The organism is Gloeomargarita sp. SRBZ-1_bins_9 (genome assembly GCA_039794565.1).
GTDB lineage: Bacteria > Cyanobacteriota > Cyanobacteriia > Gloeomargaritales > Gloeomargaritaceae > Gloeomargarita.
This window is the reverse complement of sequence record JAUQVX010000005.1, coordinates 119,758-140,018: the sequence shown is the minus strand read 5'-3', so window position 1 is coordinate 140,018 and position 20,261 is coordinate 119,758. Positions and strand designations below refer to the sequence as shown.

Sequence of the window (20,261 nt, the reverse complement as noted above, 5' to 3'; positions counted from 1 at the left end):
AGCTGCGGGCATGGCCCAGATGGCAATAGTCATAGACCGTCACCCCACACACATACATCTTCACCAGGCCGGGTTGCTGGGAAACAAAGGGTTCCAATCGCCGGGTGCGGGTGTTGTAAACGGTCAAACCCATGGGTCGTCCATGCCAGTTACGGATTATCTCTAGGATACCGAGTCCGATGAACCGTCCGGCGAGTGGTGACGGAAATTAGAATAAAGCACGGCTGGGGGGACAGGGGTATGGGCTGGCGCTGGCATGGGGACACGCATCTGACCTGTGATTTGCTTGCGCCTTGGGTGCACCAATTTGGCACGCGCCGGGGGGTGTCGGCTTTTCCCCAGGTAAGGAACTATCGCCTGCGCCAAATCCACAGTGGATTGGTTCTGCCGGCCACCGATGAGGCGGACGCCACCCCCGGCGATGGACTCATCACCACCCAGGCAGGCCAGGGGGTTTGGGTTTGTAGCGCCGATTGCGTGCCGGTGTTGATTGGCTGTGTCAAGACGGGGCAGGTGGCGGCGCTCCATGCCGGTTGGCGGGGTACGGCAGCCCAAATCATTCCCACGGCGATCCAAAAATTGCTGGCCCAGGGCAGCGAATTGAGTAGCCTGCGGGTGGGCTTGGGACCGGCCATTAGCGGAGCGAACTACCAAGTCCAAACTGATGTAGTGGCAGCCTTAGCCGCGACGGTGTTGTCTCCCCAAACCCCTACTGTTGCCCAGGTGATCGCCCACTGGCAGACCCAGCCGGAGCTGTTGCGACCCGATGGCACCCGCTGGCGCCTTGATTTACGTCAGGTGCAGCGACAACAGTTGCTAGGGTTGGGCCTGGCCCCGGACCAGATCGCCATTGCCCCCTGTTGCACCTACGCCGACGCCCAGCACTTTTACTCCTACCGCCGTGAGCGCGCCACCCGGGTGCAATGGTCCGGCATCCTTAGCAAATGAGGCCCACACCTGCCAAGCCCTTGCCAAAATTATTCATGCGTCCGCCACAAACTTTAACATCGCGCCCGCCTGCTGGGGTTGACTGGCCCTGGTAGACTGGAACAGGGGAGCGTCGTGGAGGGGAACGTCGTGGACAGCACGATTGGGTTGGAAATAATTGAGGTGGTCGAGCAAGCGGCCATCGCAGCAGCTAAATACGTTGGCAAGGGGGACAAAAACGGGGCGGACCAGGCGGCGGTGGAGGCCATGCGGGCACGGCTCAACCAGATTCGCATGCGGGGCCGGATTGTTATTGGCGAAGGGGAGCGGGATGAAGCCCCCATGTTGTACATCGGTGAGCAGGTGGGTACTTGGGCACCGGATGCGCTGGAAGTTGACCTTGCGGTGGACCCCTGCGAAGGGACCAATTTGGTGGCCAAGGGGCAAAACGGTTCCATGGCGGTGCTGGCGGTGGCGGAAAAGGGGGGGTTGTTTGCCGCGCCGGATTTTTATATGAACAAGTTGGCGGCTCCCCCGGCGGCGAAAAATAAGGTGGACATCCGCAAAACCCCCACTGAAAACCTGAAGATTCTGGCAGAGTGTCTGGACCGGGCGATTGAGGACTTAAACGTGGTGGTGATGGACCGGCCCCGGCACAAGGACCTGATTGCGGAAATCCGGGCGGCGGGGGCGCGGGTACGCCTTATCAGCGATGGGGATGTATCGGCGGCCCTGTGCTGTGCTTTTGCCGGGACCAACATCCATGCCCTGATGGGGATTGGGGCGGCACCGGAAGGGGTGATTGCGGCGGCGGCCATGCGCTGTTTGGGGGGGCACTTCCAAGGACAACTGGTCTATGACCCGGCGGTGGTGCAAACCCCGGAAAGCGAAAAATGGACCCGCGAGGGCAACATCCAGCGCCTGAAGGAGATGGGGATTGACGACCCGGATAAGGTTTATGACGCCGAGGAACTGGCCAGTGGGCAACAGGTGCTGTTTGCCGCCTGTGGTATCACGCCGGGGGTGTTTATGGAGGGGGTGCGGTTCTTTAGTGGGGGGGTGCGGACGTCCACCCTAGTGATTTCTACCCAATCCCGGACGGCTCGCTTTGTGGATACGATTCATCTGACGGGGCAACCGAAGGTCATCCAACTGCGTTGAGGGAGGGAACTATGCCCGTAGCCGTGGTCGGTTTGAGCCACAAAACAGCGCCGGTGGAGGTGCGGGAAAAACTGAGCATTCCCGAGGAAAAGCGGGTGGCGGCTATTCAGCAGTTGTGCAGCTATCCCCACATCCAGGAGGCCACGGTGTTGTGTACCTGCAACCGGATGGAGGTTTATTTTGTCACGGGTGAGACCCACCACGGCATCCGGGAAGTAACGGCCTTTTTGTCCGAGCACAGTGGCATTCCCCTGCCCCAGTTGCGGCCTTATCTGTTCACCCTGCTACACCAAGACGCGGTCATGCACTTGCTGCGGGTGGCTGCTGGTCTGGATAGTTTGGTGCTGGGGGAAGGGCAAATCCTGGCGCAGGTCAAGCACTGCCATAAGTTGGGGCAAGAAGCGAAGGGCACGGGCACGGTGTTGAACCGCCTGTTGCGGGGGGCGTTGGAGGCGGGCAAGCGGGTGCGAGCGGAAACGGGCATCAGTAGCGGGGCGATGTCCATTTCTTCGGCGGCGGTGGAACTGGCTTGCCTGCGGGTGCCCCATCTGTCCCGGGCGCGGATAACGGTGGTGGGGGCCGGGAAAATGGCGCGGTTGCTGGTGACCCACCTGGTGGCCAAAGGGATCCATCGTTTAACCCTGGTCAACCGCTCCCTGGAACGGGCCACCGAACTGGCCAGTCAATTCCCGGAAACGGAAATCCACCTCCGTCCCCTGGAGGACCTGGCCAAGACCATTCCCGAATCGGATGTGGTGTTCACCAGCACGGCCTCGACGGAGCCGCTGATTCACCGGGCGTTGTTGCAGTCCTGGTTGTTGCCGCAGCAGTCGTTGATGCTGTTTGACATTTCAGTGCCCCGTAATGTTTCCCCGGATGTGAACGAGCTGCCCCATGTGCATACCTATAACGTGGATGATTTGCGGGAGGTGGTCAGTCGCAATCAGGAGCGGCGGCGGCAGATGGTCCTAGAAGCCGAGGCCATCTTAGAGGAGGAACTGGAAGCCTTTGACCTGTGGTGGCAATCTCTGGAAACGGTGCCCACGTTAAACCAATTGCGGGAAAAAGTGGAGGCCATTCGCACCCAGGAGTTGGAAAAGGCCCTTTCTCGCTTGGGGGCGGATTTGAGCAACAAGCAGCGGGAAATTGTCGAGGCCCTCACCAAGGGCATTGTCAACAAGATCCTGCACGACCCCATGGTGCAACTGCGGGCGCAGCGGGACCTCATGGCGCGACGGCGGGCCCTCCAAGCCCTCCACACCTTGTTCAATCTCAACCCGGAAGAGTCCCTATCCCGGAGTTAGCCAGACAAGGTAGGTTGGTTCCGTCACGCTGTAGCGACCGGGGGGATATTCGGTCAAAAAGTCCAACCCCTTATCGAATAGCACCTGCCGTCGCTGCCCGTTCTCCCCTATAAACGTCAGTTGGCGCCTGTGGGGGATGGCCTTTTTCTGGGAGAAGGGGTAAAACGTCACCTCCACCGGAATCCCCAAGCCCACTTGGTGGAGATAGGTTTGCACCACCTGTTTTACTTGGTATTTACGGCTGTTGTCGTCTTTGCGGTTCTCTTCGTAGGACTGGGCCAGTTCCAAGATGATTTTTTCCAGGGGGGGCTGGAGAAATACCGCCAGCAACTGCATCAAGTACTGGGCCTGCTGTGCTTGTAAATAGCGGTCCTGGTAGTGAATGACCCGCACGGGAAAAGCCGCTAAAAAGTCCGTGAACTTCAGGCGCTGCCGTAGCCCATCTAAGGGCAGACTTTTCCAGGTTGGGTCGGGAAAGACCACCTCCACATCTTTATCCTCCAGTTCAGCGGCTGTGACGGGTTTGGCTCGTTGCCGGAGCTGTTGCAACCGTTGGTACACGGTCTCCACGCCAGCTGGACTGACCGTTTTGAGCCAAGGTGAGGCATCCAGTCCCCCGCGCAGGGCCACCCGGTATTCCGGCACTTGGCTGCTTAGGCACACCTCCACGGGCCGACGTTCCGCCAGCCGGTACAGGCGCACCACTCCCTGGTCCATCCATTGCCAGAGCCGCTTACGCAGGAGTCGGTGCGACGGCTCCACCGGTAATGGCAGTTGACCGACCAGCACATCCATAGACTGGTTGCGGCTGTAAAGGGCCTTGACCAGCAGTTCTAGGTTAGGCAGCGTAAACGGTTCTGGCAAAGGCAGTTGGGGGAGATACAGGATGGTCTGGGCCGACGCCTGATGACTGTAGGTGGGCCATTCCCGGAGCACCTGCTGGTAGGGGAGGCGATAGGCATCGGCAGCAAAGGCCTGCAGTTCTGGGTCAGGGGCAATTTGCTCAACCAGCGGCTGGAGAAACTCCCGTACGATATGCCGGTCCAGTTGCTGGTGGAATGGCTGATTCCCATAGGTTCGCAGACAGCTATAGCAACTTTGGCGACAGCTACAGGAGCGCACCATAGCGTAGGCCGCCTCTAAAACCTGGGAAAATTGTTCACCAATTTTGCGACTGTAACCGGCGCCTCCGGGAACGTTGTCGTAGATGATGATTTCCGCAGTGGCGTTGGTTAACGGGCGGAACAAGCCATCCAATTCACTGCGGGGTACGTCAATGACCTGAGCGGCTGCGGCCAACAGGGCGTAGGTTAACGAGCGCCAGAAATCCACCTCCCGGTTGACCGACAGCACCTCTTCCCCCGTCGTCGCCTGCTCTACGGCCAATAGGGGAGGGACGGGGGTCCTTGGTTTGAACCGGATTTTTAGCAAGTCACTAGTAAATTCATGCCCCAGGCTCATCCATTGGTAGGGACCAGTGCAGGATTGGCCTGTCATCGGATTGGCGTGCTTTATAGCGGTTTCCTGCTCGGCAAATTCCCCCCTTGTTTTCAATTTTTTGCGTTGGTTTCCCCGCTCCTTGACCTGGGCCGTCAAATCCCGTCCACAAAGCTGACAAATGGCATACCCCCTAGGGTCTGAACCCTGATTACATAGGAAAAATCGTCCCCCCCGGCTATAGATCAGTTCAAACGGTTGGGTATCATTGGAGAGCCACTGGGACTGTTGACCTTCCTGGGCCAAAAACACTTGTGATGTCGGCTGGCGTCGGGGTTTGAGATAAGGGATAACTTTAGGTTTGGCACTCCATTCTGTGGTAAAGGCAATGGGTACTTTGTACATCCGACTCCTTTTAGCCAGGCTAGTACTTGGTTTCGCACCGCAGACAGGACAGACCTCAAATGTTTCACTCTTGACCCCTGAGATAAAGTAATTGCAATTAGGGCAAATCCAGTAGTAGCGCTCCTCCAACTTGGCTGGTTGAACAATGCCAACACTGGCGTACATGCGGTCATCAACAATGATTTCTTGGCCAGGCGCATATTCACTCAAAGCTATCCGCCGGTCCCGCTCCAGCCGATGCTTATTTTTCCCTTGCCAATCCCGTTCCCCGGTCAGCAAGCGCACAACATCAATGGGGAAACCATAAATCGGCAGGATGGAGGCGCGGGCTAGCTCATCATGTAGACGCCGTTGCTTCACCTTTTTAAGCTCGGCTTCAGCACTACCAATACGCCGTTCCAGTTTGCTACGTTCTGTCGGTTTTTCCCTACGCTCTTGCTCCAAGGCCAAGATGGTATCCACTAAACTGCTCCAATCCAGCAACTGCTGCTGGGCAAAGGCTGCCATCGCCTGGATAAAACGCTCCAGGAAATCCTGGGTTGACCCCCCTTGATACCCCAATCGGGATAACCACAAATTGGCCAGTTGCTGGGCTTCATGGGTAAGCAACCATTGCCGGAACTGAGCTGCCCAGCAGGTTTCGGGCAGATGAAACTCACTACTGGCAGACAAGGCCAAAACATTATCTGGCAGGCTGAAGAAGGCTGCGACTGTCACTTCTTCGGCGCTGAAGTTACCCACCTGAGTGCGCAGGAAATGGGCCAACAGTTCTGTGCGGATATGCCGTTCTTGAATTTGCCAGTTGCCGGGGTCGAGTTTGGGTACCTGCTGGTGGCCGGCAATCAGGAGATCCGGCTGTTCAAAGTAATAGCGGTCATGGGGACGGCGTTGACCATAAACCAGACTGATGGCCACACCATCGGTGCGTCGTCCCGCGCGACCCGCTCGCTGTTGATAGTTGCTGGCATAGGGGGGAAAATTGCGCATCACCACCGTCTGTAGCTCACCAATATCAATCCCCATCTCCAGGGTCGTGGAACAACTCAATAGATTGATATGACCGCGACGAAACTGACTTTCGCGCTGGGCCAAATCATCCGTCTCCAACTGCGCCGTGTGTTCCTGCGCTCGCAACGGTAGGATATCTCGCTGTTGAATCAAGTAGCGGTAGTGATTATCCTCATCATGCAGTTGCTGGATGGAAATGGGTTCCAACCAACCATCGCACTTAAAGACCGGACATTTTCTGACCTGTAATCGGCCCAGGTTGTTAGACACCACCTGACCAAAGCCGGGTAAGTGCATAATTTGCTGGCATTTGTTGCAGCGACACCAATCCGTCGTCGTCTCGTAAATATTCAAGAGATACCAGTTCAGTTGATAACCCTTGCTATATTTAACCAACACCCCCCATTGGTCTAGCCATTCGTAGAACTTGATCTGCCACTTTTTGAGTTGCTCAGCATCAGCGGCGCAGTCAAAAACTTTGGCAAAGTAATCGGCAAAGGCGCTGGAGATTAAACGGTGATTCCCACCGGTATAGGCGCAAAACGAAACCGCCTCCTTATCATCTTTGGCTATCTTCTGTAATTTGAGATATTTTTTAATGCGGCCATGCTCATTAAGAAGGCTGGGCTGACCCCCCTCCTCGCCGCCGACCTCCGGAAAGTAATCTGAAGACTTTTCGATACTGACCAGGCCGTACAGCCGGATGAGGTCCGTTAAGGCGGTCAAAAAGACGATGACTTCTGCTGGTGTAGCCTCGACATCGTGGCAAATGGCGGCAATGTCATGCTGGTATTCAGGTCCTGACCAATCCAGATGACAAGCCAACAGGCCCAGGGACTCCAGCGAAAGGCGTCGGGCTGCTGGTAGGCCAAACTCCCGCAACAAAATTTCTCTGGCCCGTCGCTGCGCCCGTTCCTCACAGTCTCTTGGATTTTTCGGGGGGCCATCTAGGGGATCACGGGGCACATAACTGCGGTGATGCCATTCAGCGGAACGGTCCGGATGGGGAATGGACACTTGCAAAAAGTCATCCACCAGGGCCTTTTCCACCTGCTGCATGGATGCAACCCCTTGCCCATCCTTGACCCGTTGAAAACTACGCCAAACGCATTGGCGATAGAGCACTTCGGTGTGGGTGCGCTGAAAGTCCGAAGCAAAAAAGGCTGCCTCTTGGCGTCCATCGGAAAAGACCAGCAGTTTCCGGCGTGTTTCCGGCATCAGGGCAAAGAGACTATCAATCATCACCTCCAAGGGGGCGTCGGTGTAGGAAATAAAACGACTAATGGGTGATGTCTGTCGCCGACTGGCAGAACAAGCCGGACAGCGCAGTAAGTACCCCCCTTCGTTTTTTTGACGGTGGGGTGGTACGTGCCAATGCAGACAGTAGTATCTGGAGGGACCTAAATCATTAGGCCTCTCACGCCCGACCATGCCCAGCCAACCATCCCGTTGCGTGAGTAAACACCACCCCGTCGTTGGGGTTTCTTCCTCTTCGACCTCCTCCTCCAACGTGACACTGTCCAACCCGGTGCTCAACACATAAATAGACCGATCGGCTTCCAGGGCCTCCAGTGTAGATGGCAAAGGTAAAAGTCTCCCTTGCTGATCCAGGCGCACCAAACTGTAAACCTGTCCACATTTACGACAACTGGCTAATTCCAGCACCGGTGATTGACAGTAGTCACAAACGTCTTTGGTGTGGAGATAAAGTTTGCCGTAGCGTCGCCGGGGATGGTTTTCTACACCAGAACACTGGGGGTTGATGCAGGCGTAAAGACCATCCATGTTGCGAAACAACAGATGCAGGCGCACAGGCAGCAACGGCAGCTGGTCTGGTGATTCCCGTGCCAGAGTCCCTAATTGCAACAGATGGGCCAGCGCTTGCTGCATGTGCCGTTTTTGGCTCTCCGCAATCGTGCCATCTAAACCGGAGTGAGCCGTCCAAAGTAAAGCAGCAACTTCCTCCCAAGGTCTTGGTCCTGTAGCCAATAGCTCAATGACCCGCTGAAACAGGGGATGGGACTTCAGGGCATACCAAAGAAAACGGTGGATTTGTTCGGGCGGGGTTAACTGTTGGACCTGCTGTTTGGCCTGGGCCAGTTGTGCTTGGGGCACAATGTCACTCAGTTCCTTTTCCCAGGCAGCCAAGTCGGCATGGATATCCGGCAATTGCAAGGCACAAAAGTACTCATAGGCCTCTTCCCCCTGCAGGTGATCAGGCAACGGATAGGTTGGTCCCAGTCTTTCTTGAACCGATACCCGTTCGCCCCGAATGACACGCTGGCAAGGTTCACCGAATAAATCCTGGGCAAACTGTTGGATTTGGGCATCAGCGGTCGGGTCACCCAAGGTGGCACTGGTCGCGATACAGCGCAATTGCCCTGCCGTCTCTATCCCCACGGCATATTTCAGCCGATTAAGCAGCATGGCCACCTCCGTGCCCACCGAACCATCGTAGGTATGCGCCTCATCCAGCACCAGCAGGCGAAAGTAGCCCCGCGAGCGCTCAAAAATGGCCTGACGCTCCCTGGGACGAATGAGCATGTACTCCAACATGGAGTAATTCGTCACCAAGATATGGGGTGGCGAAGATTGGATGTCCTCCCGGGAAAGACACTGCACGTTTCGTAGGTTTTGCACCGCTTGTGTAACGACTTCATCGCGATGGCCATCCGCCAGCAGGGCCTGGGCCTCACTGCACCTTTCGGGGGCAATTAATTGCAAAAGTTCCTCGTCGCTGTAGGCTGCCAATTCATCAAAAAGTTGAGCCACAGCCTCTTGGGCCTTGTGACCGGTGCGGCTGGTGTAAAACCCAAATTTAATCAGCGCGTCCGTCCCCGGTTGATGACACAAGATGGCGCGCAGGCGTTTGATTTGGTCATTGACCAGCGCATTCATGGGGTATAGAATGAGGGCCCGGACACCGCTGTGTTGGAGGGCCATACCTTCTTTGAGCAGGGTGTCGATTAGGGGAATGAGAAAGCATTCCGTTTTACCGGAGCCGGTCCCGGTGGCCACGACAATGTTTTCCTGCCGGGCTACCACAGCCTCGATGGCAGCCACCTGATGGTGGTAAAGGGGTCGATCTGGGTGGAAAAAGTGGAGGATGTTGGGGTGTAAAACGCCTTGGGCCGTCAGTTGACGCAAGGTGAGGGAAGGGCGGTAGGGTTGCGTCCCCTCCAGATAGGGAACCTGCCAGATGTTGCCGGGTTTTTCTAGCTCTGCCCTGAGTTGCTGCCGCAACTGCTCATCCCGCAAGGGATAGGCCGTCAATAGATAACGAACCAAATCATCCCGGGTCTTTTCGATAACGGCCACCGGGTCAAGATAGTGGCTCATGGTAAACACACCCCAACCGCTCAAAAAGCATTTTCACCAGTCTAGTCTTGTGCTGCTCAACGCCGTAAATACCTCGGTCTAGCCTCTGCAAATGTCTCTCGCACCAGTGGTAGTAGGCTTCCGGTAGATAAACGTGACGCACATCGAGTTGGCCGTCTGCCTTTAGCTGAATGGACAAGGGATGTTTATCCCGGCGGTCTAGATAGAACATGGTGTAAATAGCCTTGTCCTTGGTCAGGGAATACCATCTCCCGTCTTCAAACCAAAAATAGGCTTCTTCTTTGCCCCCGTCCCTCTTAACCAGACTCTCAGGGGTCAAGTCCTCCTGAGCTAAGGGCTGCCAGCGGTCCCTTTGGTTGCACTGCCCAGGAATGTATCGCCAAAGCCGACCGCCTGCCGGTGGTTCCGTAAGCACCTGGCTTTCCCATAGCTGGGGTTTACTCGGCAAGGGCAATTGCTCTATCAACTCCTGCAACGTCACCAAGCGAATGCAACGCCGGTTTAGCTCGACTTTGGCCTGCTGCAGGTCCTCTAGGCGCGGCAGCAATTTTTCTTCGCCAGGGTTGCTGGTTTGCAGAATCTGGTGCGCTAGGGGCAGATAAGCCCGATCCCCCCGAAACTCCGCATATCCAGCTAACCTATCTGGACCAACAGCCAGGACTGTAGGCGGCGCTATGCAGTAATAGTTGTTGATGCCCTCCAAAACCTCCCCCAACAGCTTCAGTTCGCGCAAGGCCCCATGGACGGTAGCGGCGAATTGTTCATCCGGCTGACCAGGCGCCAGGCACCGGCACAGAGCATGGACAATCTCCACCCGGCGCAAGGCAACTGGCAAAGCAGGCCTGACCGGATGACGGCACTGACTCAAAAGTGTGATGATTTTTCTAGACAGCGTCCCTTTATCCATGACTGGTTTCATCGGGTAGGAGCTCAGCCACTTCTTGGGGTGTCAGGGGCTGCCGACTGAGCCACTGGTAGCTGCTTAGAGATTCCAAAACAGGACGGGCGGCCTCTAAATGGCTCAGCTTCAGCAGGGCGATATCTCGTTGGCTTTTGTCTGGATGGCGTTGGTAATCCAGAATGACATGCCAGAGATGCTCTTGGCGCACTTTGTGCAGTAGCTCCTGGTAAAAATCACCCCTTTTGCCTGGCTGGGTACCAACCCGATACCACAAGCCCTCCACAGGTTCTAAGATGGCCTGGAGTTTCGCCATCAATGCCCTGGCATTCAGCCACGTCGGGAAATGGTAGTTCCCCTGCTGGAGAGAAAGCAACACCTGCCGGAGCCAGTCCTTATCCCAATTCAGGTGCCGGGCAACCTTCTGAAACCGATTGACCCAATCCTGGCGCAGGATGGAGTAGTAGAAATCAGCCAGGTTTTCGTCGGCAGGGTCGCGGAAGTCAGACAACTGGTAACCACACCACCAACCCATGCCAATCTCTGTCTGTTGCCCATCCACCAGCCACCAGTAGTAGATACCGGGATGCAAAGATGCCAGTGACACCTCCGTTGCCGGGGACCTCTCCAGCGGGATTTCCACATAACCGGCATGGGGGTGCAGTAAATTCCAGCCTAACAGCCTGTAGTCCAAATGGGGGTTTAAACCGGTGAGCAAGAGCATCTTATCCCGCCATTGCCCAGCCGGTTTGGCTAGCACCAGCAGTGGCTGCGATAACCCATCGGCCCGTCGGTAAGAGAGACAAGTGGCTCCTGGGAGTAAATCCCGCAAACTGGCCAACTCCACCACCAGTTGCCCCTGTTTATCGGCTGGCCTGGTTTGACAGGCAGGGACCTGGGCATCGTCACCAGCTAACAGGAGTTCTACCAACTCCAAAGGCCACAGACCCTTGATCGTTAACGTTTCTGCCCAAAAGTCAGAAGACTGATAGACCCGGAGGGGGAGTTCCTGCAGGGGACGGCCCTGGCTGCCCCATATTTCTACCGTTGGCAAAGTTGGCACATCCGCTTCGGTGACGGCATATTGGGACAGAACATCAAACTCCTGCGACCAATCCTGCAGCTGGACCCGATAACTGCCGGGCTGTTGGATCCAGGTCTCTAAATGAACGCTCAACCAGCCCCCGCTGGCCACAGCCGGTAGGGCTTCCTCCACCCGCACCGGTGATTCCTTCCCCTCAATGGTCACCGTTAGCTGCTCATCCTGGGCGTGGCGGTAGTACCAGAGCACGGGTACCTCGAGGTAAGTGGTTTTTTGGCGGGGTAATGATAGGCCGCGCAGACAAGTATCCGCCGAGAACAGCTTCCATGTCACCTTGCCAAAGGGAAATCGCAATTCCCCCAGGGGACGGGTCAGTTGCAGGCGTTGACCACGCCAACCCGCTAAGCTGCAAGGCACATCCGTTTCCACCACTGCCACACCCACCAATTCCGGGAATGCCCCACGGCTGTCGGTAAAGCAGAAAATTTCCCCTGTGTCCCTGATGCCGGCGGTCGGTAGCAGGTACTCACCTGACTGGGCGTCAAACATCAGCACCGGAAAGTCGGCAGCAACCCCCTTGGCCTCCCAACGCAACAATTCTTTGCCCTGGGCATCCAGCAGTCGCCAGACCCACTTTTCGGCCACACCATAGAGGGTCTGGGTGAGTTCTTCCACCATCACCTGTCCTGAGGCATCAATCTGCCCCCGCCAGCCCGCCTCTGGAATGCAACACACCCCCGGCGACCAATTGATGTGCTGGAGATATTGCCCAGGCAGCGTGAGTTGAACATCCAAGGTTTCGACATCAAGCGATAGGGTAAGTGGCCTGCGCTGGATGGTTAACCAATTGCGGCCAGGACGTTCGGGGGTGAGGATTTGGGCAACCGCTTCCCAGTCCCTCAAGAAAAACTGAAACTTAATGTTTTCCTCCTCAACCAGGAATTCCCGGCGCTGGGCGTCATCCAGCAGAATATCCGGTGACCTGCTGTGGGCCCTAAGCGCCAAAGCAACCTGAGCAATGTCCTGCACAATCTCCCCGGCGATAGGCTCGGCATCTGCTCGGCAACTGTACTTCAAAAAGCGCTCCAGTAGCTTTCTACTTGGATATCGGGCCTGGCAAATATCCAGGAGTTTTTGGGAAAGCCACCGGGCATCCCTATCCCTGATTTGCTCCCAGTTGAGTTCCGCTCCCAAATCCACAATGGCATCGGCAAAATGGTTCAGGTTCTGGCGGGGAATGCCACTTTGCAACCAGAGCGTGGAGACAATCGCATGACCATCTTCCGCAATGGGTAATTTGAGCAGACGAATACCCTTGTGGGCAATTTCCCGCAGACCGTTATGGACCTTCGTTTCATTGGGGAGTTCCCATTGCTTGCAGAGTCCTTCCCAGAATCCAGAGTCCTTCCCAGAATCCATGTAGTAGGCGTACTCCGCCAGAGCAAAGGTAATGATCCTGAGCCAGTAACGATTTTGGGCATCGTCATAGCGCTCAAGGGCTGATTCATAGTTCAGGTAGTTGCTCCCCAGGTCCCGCAAATTTTGCGCAACAACCCTCCAAATGGTTTCCGTGCCCCAGGTTTCGTGGGTATCTCGCAAGGGTAAACAAATACTGCCAAGAAAAACAGGGTTTTGTTTCCGACAGCGGGGCCACAAAACCTCCTCCCATAACCACTCGGTACAGTCAAGGTCGCTCAGCCGAAAATCTTGGGGTGGGACCAACGGTATAAATTTGGGGGCTTTGGCAATAATGGGACCAACCAATTTGCTTTTTTCATGTTCATCTCGTCCTTCGTCTTTCGCGGCAATTTGCAGACTTTCCGGCTCCACTGGTACAGGTTGGGGTTGGTCCCGCTGCACCTCCAGTCTCTGCAGTTGTTCTCGATACTGGACTTGGCGGGTGGCTAGCTCCTCCGCTTGCTGCTGTTTTAGGGCGGTGATTTCTGCCTGTAGGGTTTGCTGGCGTTGGGTTAAATGCGCAATTTCGGTCACCAACTGATGGCGCTGCTCGTTGAGGTGACTGATTTCCCGCTGAAGGGATTGCAGTTGCTGCTGGATTTGGGCTAACTGTTGCTGATGCTGTTGCTCCTGAGATGCCAAAAGATTGACCTGCTGGTCCAGGGCTTCTTTGGTCTGCTGCAGGGCTTGGATTGCTTGCTGTAGTTGTTGTTGCTGTTCGGTGCAATTGCCAATGTCTCGGTTGAGGGTTTGGCGCTGATGTTCTAACTCCGCCAGTGCTTGTCTTAGGCTATCTTGCTCGCGGAGCAGTTGCTCCCGTTGTTGGACGTACTGGGCGTTTTGCCTGACCAGTTCCTGTTGCTGTTGCTCCAGATGCCTAATTTCTTGGCGCAATTGCTGGATTTGCTGTTGCAGGGTCTGTTCTTGGGCTATCAGGGCATCCAGCTGCTGTTGCTGGGTTTGCAGGCGCTGATGGCACGCATCAAGGTCCGTTTGGAGGCTCTGCTGGCGGGTCTCCAGTTCCTGACACTGGCTCTCTAACCAACGACGGCGGTTGCCAAGTAGCTCAATGGCTTGTCGCAGGGACTCCCGCTCCTGGGCCAGTTGGTTTGATGGCTCGGACGATTCAGAAGTGGGTTGCCCCAACTTTCGGACCAACAAAGAACTGGCACCGGCTGCGGTGGTGGCAATGGCACTGGTGACAAAAGCCTGACGCGCATTTCTGGTAACAAGAAAACCAACGATAAAACTCAGACCAGCAATGCAACCACCTGCCACCAGCCAGCGATAACCTACGGCCATGCCCCTTCGTTCTCAGTTGCCCCCAATTCTACCAAACGGGAACAAAAAGTGGCCTACTAACGTCATCGGTAAACTTTAACAAAATCGAAAGTCTGTCTGGCGGCCCGAGGACACCGTCTGATAATGGAAATGGGGAGTAGATAGCGTAGGCTCCCCAGGGAGGTGATAGCCATGGCCAAAGAAGGTTGGGAAGCATGGGCAACATCAGGGCCAACTGCTACGGCAGAAGTCTTGCGACCAGAATGGCAAGGGTTTCAACCAGGGGTGTGGCAAACGCAAATTGATGTGCGAGATTTCATCCAACGCAATTACACGCCCTACACCGGCGATGGGTCATTTTTGGCAGGGCCGACGGAACGGACACAAAAACTCTGGGCCGAGGTACTTGACTTAATGCGCCAGGAGCGGGAAAAAGGTGGGGTTCTCGATGCGGACACCTGCTTGCCTTCGAGTATTACCGCTCACCCACCGGGTTATATTGACTGGGAGCTGGAACAAATCGTGGGACTGCAAACGGACAAACCCCTTAAGCGGGCGATGATGCCCTTTGGGGGGATTCGCATGGTGAAAAATGCCCTGGAGGCCTACGGATATCACCTGGACCCGAAAACAGAAGAAATTTTCACCAAGTACCGCAAAACCCATAACGATGGGGTGTTTGATGCCTATACGCCGCAGATGCGCACTTGTCGCCGCTCAGGGATTATTACCGGCTTGCCGGATGCCTATGGGCGGGGGCGGATCATTGGCGATTACCGGCGGGTGGCCCTTTACGGGACAGCCCTGCTGATTGCCGATAAACAGGCCCAGTTGCACTCCCTGGATGACCGGGACATGGACGAGGCCACCATCCGGTTGCGGGAGGAACTGGCGGAACAAATCAAGGCACTGCGGGAGCTGGAACAAATGGCCCACAGCTACGGGTTCGACATTTCCCGCCCGGCAGCCAATGCCAAGGAGGCTTTCCAGTGGCTGTATTTCGCTTATCTGGGGGCAGTGAAGGAACAAAATGGGGCGGCCATGTCCCTGGGACGGGTGTCCACGTTTCTGGATATTTACTGCGAGCGGGACCTAGCCCAGGGACGGCTGACGGAAACGCAGGTGCAGGAACTGGTGGACCACTTTGTGATGAAGTTGCGCATGGTGCGGTTCCTGCGGACGCCGGAGTACAACGAGCTGTTTTCGGGAGACCCCACCTGGGTGACGGAATCCATCGGCGGCATGGGAGAAGATGGGCGTCCTTTGGTGACCAAAACCAGTTTCCGCTTTTTGCAAACCCTGTACAACCTGGGGCCGGCGCCGGAACCCAATTTGACGGTCCTGTGGTCGGAACGGCTGCCGGAGCATTTCAAGCGTTTTTGCGCCCAAACCTCCATTGCCACCAGCTCGATCCAATACGAAAACGATGACCTGATGCGCCCCTATTTTGGCGATGACTACGGCATTGCCTGCTGCGTGTCGGCCATGCGCATCGGGAAACAGATGCAGTTTTTTGGGGCGCGGGTGAATCTGGCCAAGGCCCTGCTGTATGCCATCAACGGCGGGCGGGATGAAATCTCGGGAGAACAGGTGGCGCCACCTATGCCCCCCATCACCGGCGAGGTGCTGGATTTTGCGGAGGTCCAACAGCGCTACGAGCAGGTCCTGGCGTGGCTGGCCCGCACCTACATCAACACGCTCAATGTTATTCACTACATGCATGACAAGTACTGCTACGAGCGGTTGCAAATGGCCCTGCACGACCGGGATGTGTACCGCACCATGGCCTGTGGCATTGCCGGGTTGTCGGTGGTGGCGGATTCCCTGGCGGCTATCAAATACGCCAAAGTCAGACCCATCCGGGATGAACGGGGTCTGGCGGTGGATTTTGTGATAGAGGGGAGTTATCCCGCCTATGGCAACAATGACGACCGGGCCGATGAGCTGGCGGTGTGGGTGGTGCAGACGATGATGCGGGAGCTACGTAAGCACAGGACCTATCGGGAGGCGGTGCCCACCCAATCGGTGCTGACGATTACCTCCAACGTGGTCTATGGCAAGAAGACGGGGACAACGCCCGATGGCCGGCAAGCTGGACAACCCTTTGCCCCGGGCGCCAATCCCATGCACGGCCGAGACTGTTGTGGGGCGCTGGCGTCTTTGGCGTCGGTGGCCAAACTTCCCTACGCCGATGCCTTAGATGGCATTTCCAACACCTTCTCCATCGTGCCAGAGGCGTTAGGGCGCACGCCGGAGGAGCGGGTCGGTAACCTGGTGGCCATGCTGGATGGCTACTTCCACGACGGCGGGCACCACATCAATGTCAACGTCCTGCGGCGGGAAACGCTTTTGGACGCGATGGCGCACCCGGAGCTGTACCCGCAGTTGACCATTCGGGTGTCGGGCTATGCGGTGAACTTCATTAAACTGACCCGCGAGCAACAGTGGGATGTCATCAACCGCACCTTCCACGAGCGCCGTTAAGGGCCGGATTCACTCCTACGAAACCATGGGCACCGTTGACGGTCCAGGGATTCGCTTTGTGGTGTTTACCCAGGGCTGTCCTCTGCGGTGCCTGTATTGCCATAACCCGGATTGCCGGGATTTTTGGGGAGGGCGGGAGGTGACGGCCGGGGAGGTGGTGGCGGAAATTGCCAAGTACCGCTCCTATCTGGCCAAGGGGGGTGGGGTGACGGTCAGTGGTGGTGAACCCCTGATGCAACCGGAATTCACGGCGGCGATTTTCCAGGGGTGTCACGGGTTGGGGTTGCATACCGCCTTGGATACGTCGGGTTATTGCCCGATTGGCGTTGCGGAACCGGTGCTGGCCCATACGGACCTGGTGCTGCTGGATATCAAATCCTTTGACCCGGAGATTTATCGGCGGGTGACCCAGGTGTCGCTGGAGCCAACCCTGGCCCTGGCCCGCTATCTGGACCAGATTCGTAAACCCACCTGGATTCGCTTTGTCCTGGTGCCGGGGTTGACGGACCCGGTCCCCAACATCGCCGGGCTGGCGGATTTTGTGGCGACTTTGCACAACGTGGAGCGGGTTGAGGTGCTGCCGTTTCACAAAATGGGGGAGTACAAGTGGGAGCAATTGGGCCTGGAATATTTGCTCAAGGACACGCCGGAACCCACACCGGAACAGGTGGAGGCTACCAAGGCCGTTTTTCGGTCACGGGGATTGTTTACCCCTTGATCCTAAGGAGAAGTTGAAGTTTCCCAGGCCCAACGTCTCCCCCTTTGTAGGCTGAAAGTAGGTGAGCGTTTTTACCTAGGAATATTAAGCCAGGTGGTTGTAGAGCGTGTGGATAAGGGAAACGTTATTTTAGGAGGAGAGTAACGATGCGGGTGACCAACGAACAGGAATTGAACGAATTGATTGCCCAGGTAAAGGTGGCGCAGGAGGCATTTGCCCGTTTTTCCCAGGAACAGGTGGACCGGATTTTCCATCAGGCGGCCAGAGCGGCTAACGAAGCCCGCATTCCCCTGGCAAAAATGGCGGTGGAAGAAACGGGTATGGGGGTGGTGGAAGATAAGGTCATCAAAAATCACTTTGCCGCCGAGATGGTCTATAACAAGTACAAGGACCTGAAAACCTGTGGCGTGATTGAGGAGGACCCTCACTTTGGCCTGAAAAAAATTGCCGAACCGGTGGGGATCATTGCCGGTATTGTGCCGACAACAAACCCAACGTCCACCACGATTTTCAAGGCGCTGATTGCCCTGAAAACCCGCAATGCCATTATTTTTTCTCCCCACCCCCGCGCTAAGCGATGCACGATTGCGGCGGCCCAGATCATCCGGGAGGCGGCGGTGGCGGCCGGTGCGCCGGACCCGGTCATCGGCTGGATTGATGAGCCGTCGGTGCCCCTGTCCCAGGCGCTGATGCAGCACCCTGATGTGCAACTGATCCTGGCTACCGGTGGGCCGGCGATGGTGAAGGCGGCTTACTCGTCAGGGCATCCGTCCTTGGGGGTGGGGGCTGGGAATACGCCTGCTTTGATTGACGCCAGTGCTGATATTCCCTTGGCGGTGAGTTCTATCCTGCTGAGCAAGACTTTCGATAACGGCCTGATCTGCGCGTCGGAACAGGCGGTGATCGTGGTGGAGGCCATTGATGAATCGGTCAAGGCGGAGTTCCGGCGCCGGGGAGCCTACATCCTATCGCCAGAAGAAACCGACCGGGTGCGGCAGATCATCTTGGCCGAGGGGCGCTTGAATCCGGCGATTGTGGGCCAGCCGGTGGAGAAAATTGCGGAACTAGCCGGGTTTAGGGTGCCGCCGGGGACGCGTCTGCTCATTGGCGAGGTGGAAACGGTTGGGGAAGCGGAACCTTGGTCCTACGAAAAACTGGCGCCCCTGTTGGCGATGTATCGGGTGCCGAATTTTTACGCCGGGGTGGCGCTGGCGGCGCAGGTGGTGAATTTCGGGGGCCGGGGCCATACGGCAGCGCTCTATACCGACCCAGCTAATAAAGACGACATTGCTTATTTTGAGCAGCAGGTGCCGGTCAGTCGGGTGTTGGTGAATACGCCTTCTTCCCAGGGGGCCATCGGCGACCTGTACAACTTCAAGCTGGACCCGTCTTTGACCTTGGGCTGTGGCACCTGGGGGGGTAATTCGGTGTCGGCCAATGTCGGGCCGCAGCATTTGCTGAATATCAAAACGGTGGCGGACCGGCGAGAAAACATGCTCTGGTTCCGGGTACCCCCCAAGATTTATTTCAAATACGGCTGCCTGCCGGTGGCCCTGCGGGAACTTCAAGGCAAACAGCGAGCTTTCATCGTCACGGACAAGCCCCTGTTTGACCTGGGGATGCTCAAGCCCGTCGAGCAGGTGCTGGAAGAACTGGGAATGGAATTTCAGGTGTTTTGTGAGGTGCAGCCGGACCCGAAACTGAGCGATGTGGAAAAGGGCCTGGAGCGGTGCCGCAGCTTTAACCCGGATGTGCTCATTGCGGTGGGGGGTGGGTCGCCCATGGATGCGGCTAAGGTCATCTGGCTGATGTATGAGCATCCGGAGGTGGAGTTCGCCGGGGTGGCCATGCGGTTTATGGACATTCGCAAGCGGGTGTACACCCTACCGCCATTGGGGCAAAAGGCCATCCTGGTGGCGATTCCCACCACGTCTGGGACGGGGTCGGAGGTGACGCCCTTTGCCGTGGTAACCGATGACCGCAGCGGCATCAAATACCCCTTGGCAGACTACGCCCTGACGCCGACGATGGCCATCGTGGACCCGGAATTGGTGATGCACCTGCCGAAAAAACTCACTGCCTACGGGGGGATTGACGCCCTGACCCACGCCTTGGAGGCCTATGTGTCGGTGCTGGCGACGGAATTTACCGAGGGGCTGGCGCTGGAGGCGATCAAGTTGCTGTTTACCTATCTCCCCAGGGCCTATCAGTACGGGGCCAAAGACCCGGTGGCACGGGAGAAGGTGCACTATGCCGCCACCATTGCCGGGATGGCCTTTGCCAATGCGTTTTTGGGGATTTGCCATTCCCTGGCCCATAAACTGGGGTCCACGTTCCATTTGCCCCACGGCTTGGCCAACGCCTTGATGATTGCCCATGTCATTCGCTACAACGCTACGGATGCGCCGTTTAAGCAGGCCATTTTCCCGCAGTACACCCATCCCCACGCCAAGCAGCGCTACGCCGAAATTGCTGACTTCCTGGGGTTAGGGGGCCAAACGGCGGAGGAAAAGGTGGAGCGGCTGGTGGAGGCAGTGGAAAATCTCAAGCGGGAGCTGGAGCTGCCTATGTCTATCAAGGAGGCGCTGCCGGACCAGGAGCGGGCGTTTTACGAGCAGGTGGAAAAGATGGCAGAGCAGGCCTTTGATGACCAGTGCACGGGTGCTAACCCCCGCTATCCCCTGATCTGCGACCTGAAGGAACTCTATATCCTGGCCTACCGCGGTTGCCGTCTTGAAAGTGTGCTCTATCACCAACAGGAGCCGCTGGCTTTGGTGTCCACGACTCAGTAGGGGGGAT

General features: G+C 56.8%; 9 protein-coding genes. 6 read left to right on the top strand and 3 right to left on the bottom strand.

The features are described from left to right. The first annotated feature begins 240 nt into the window (after positions 1-240). From pgeF to Q6L55_06780, 3 genes are all read left to right on the top strand, one after another. Positions 241-948 (top strand): peptidoglycan editing factor PgeF, encoded by a 708-nt coding sequence (pgeF, locus tag Q6L55_06790; GenBank protein MEN9258415.1) that lies wholly within the window; start codon positions 241-243, stop codon positions 946-948. Between the two features lie 129 nt (positions 949-1,077). Beyond that, positions 1,078-2,088 carry a class II fructose-bisphosphatase gene (gene glpX, locus Q6L55_06785; protein MEN9258414.1) on the top strand — a complete coding sequence of 337 codons (1,011 nt, stop codon included), beginning with the start codon at positions 1,078-1,080 and terminating at the stop codon, positions 2,086-2,088. Between the two features lie 11 nt (positions 2,089-2,099). Continuing rightward, positions 2,100-3,392 carry a glutamyl-tRNA reductase gene (locus tag Q6L55_06780; protein MEN9258413.1) on the top strand — a complete coding sequence of 431 codons (1,293 nt, stop codon included), beginning with the start codon at positions 2,100-2,102 and terminating at the stop codon, positions 3,390-3,392. On the opposite strand, the gene Q6L55_06775 is transcribed toward Q6L55_06780, so the two are convergent. The 3 genes from Q6L55_06775 to Q6L55_06765 all read right to left on the bottom strand — a co-directional run bounded on the left by Q6L55_06775 (position 3,378) and on the right by Q6L55_06765 (position 14,281). Further along, a complete protein-coding gene (locus Q6L55_06775) occupies positions 3,378-9,581 on the bottom strand; it encodes a DEAD/DEAH box helicase (protein MEN9258412.1) in 6,204 nt (2,067 codons plus the stop codon). The genes Q6L55_06780 and Q6L55_06775 overlap by 15 nt on opposite strands. Then, entirely contained in the window at positions 9,565-10,416 is an 852-nt protein-coding gene (locus Q6L55_06770) for a hypothetical protein (protein MEN9258411.1), read from the bottom strand. Before Q6L55_06770 ends, Q6L55_06775 begins: the two co-directional genes overlap by 17 nt. A gap of 64 nt (positions 10,417-10,480) precedes the next feature. Beyond that, a complete protein-coding gene (locus tag Q6L55_06765) occupies positions 10,481-14,281 on the bottom strand; it encodes a hypothetical protein (protein ID MEN9258410.1) in 3,801 nt (1,266 codons plus the stop codon). 171 nt (positions 14,282-14,452) lie between these two features. Between Q6L55_06765 and pflB the strand changes: the two genes are divergently transcribed. From pflB to adhE, 3 genes are all read left to right on the top strand, one after another. Beyond that, positions 14,453-16,744, top strand: a complete 2,292-nt coding sequence (gene pflB, locus Q6L55_06760; protein ID MEN9258409.1) for a formate C-acetyltransferase — start codon at positions 14,453-14,455, stop codon at positions 16,742-16,744. Beyond that, complete coding sequence (gene pflA / locus Q6L55_06755) at positions 16,710-17,462, top strand: pyruvate formate-lyase-activating protein (protein MEN9258408.1); 753 nt, start codon at positions 16,710-16,712, stop codon at positions 17,460-17,462. Before pflB ends, pflA begins: the two co-directional genes overlap by 35 nt. A 146-nt stretch (positions 17,463-17,608) precedes the next feature. Continuing rightward, entirely contained in the window at positions 17,609-20,254 is a 2,646-nt protein-coding gene (gene adhE, locus Q6L55_06750; GenBank protein MEN9258407.1) for a bifunctional acetaldehyde-CoA/alcohol dehydrogenase, read from the top strand. Positions 20,255-20,261 lie beyond the last annotated feature (7 nt).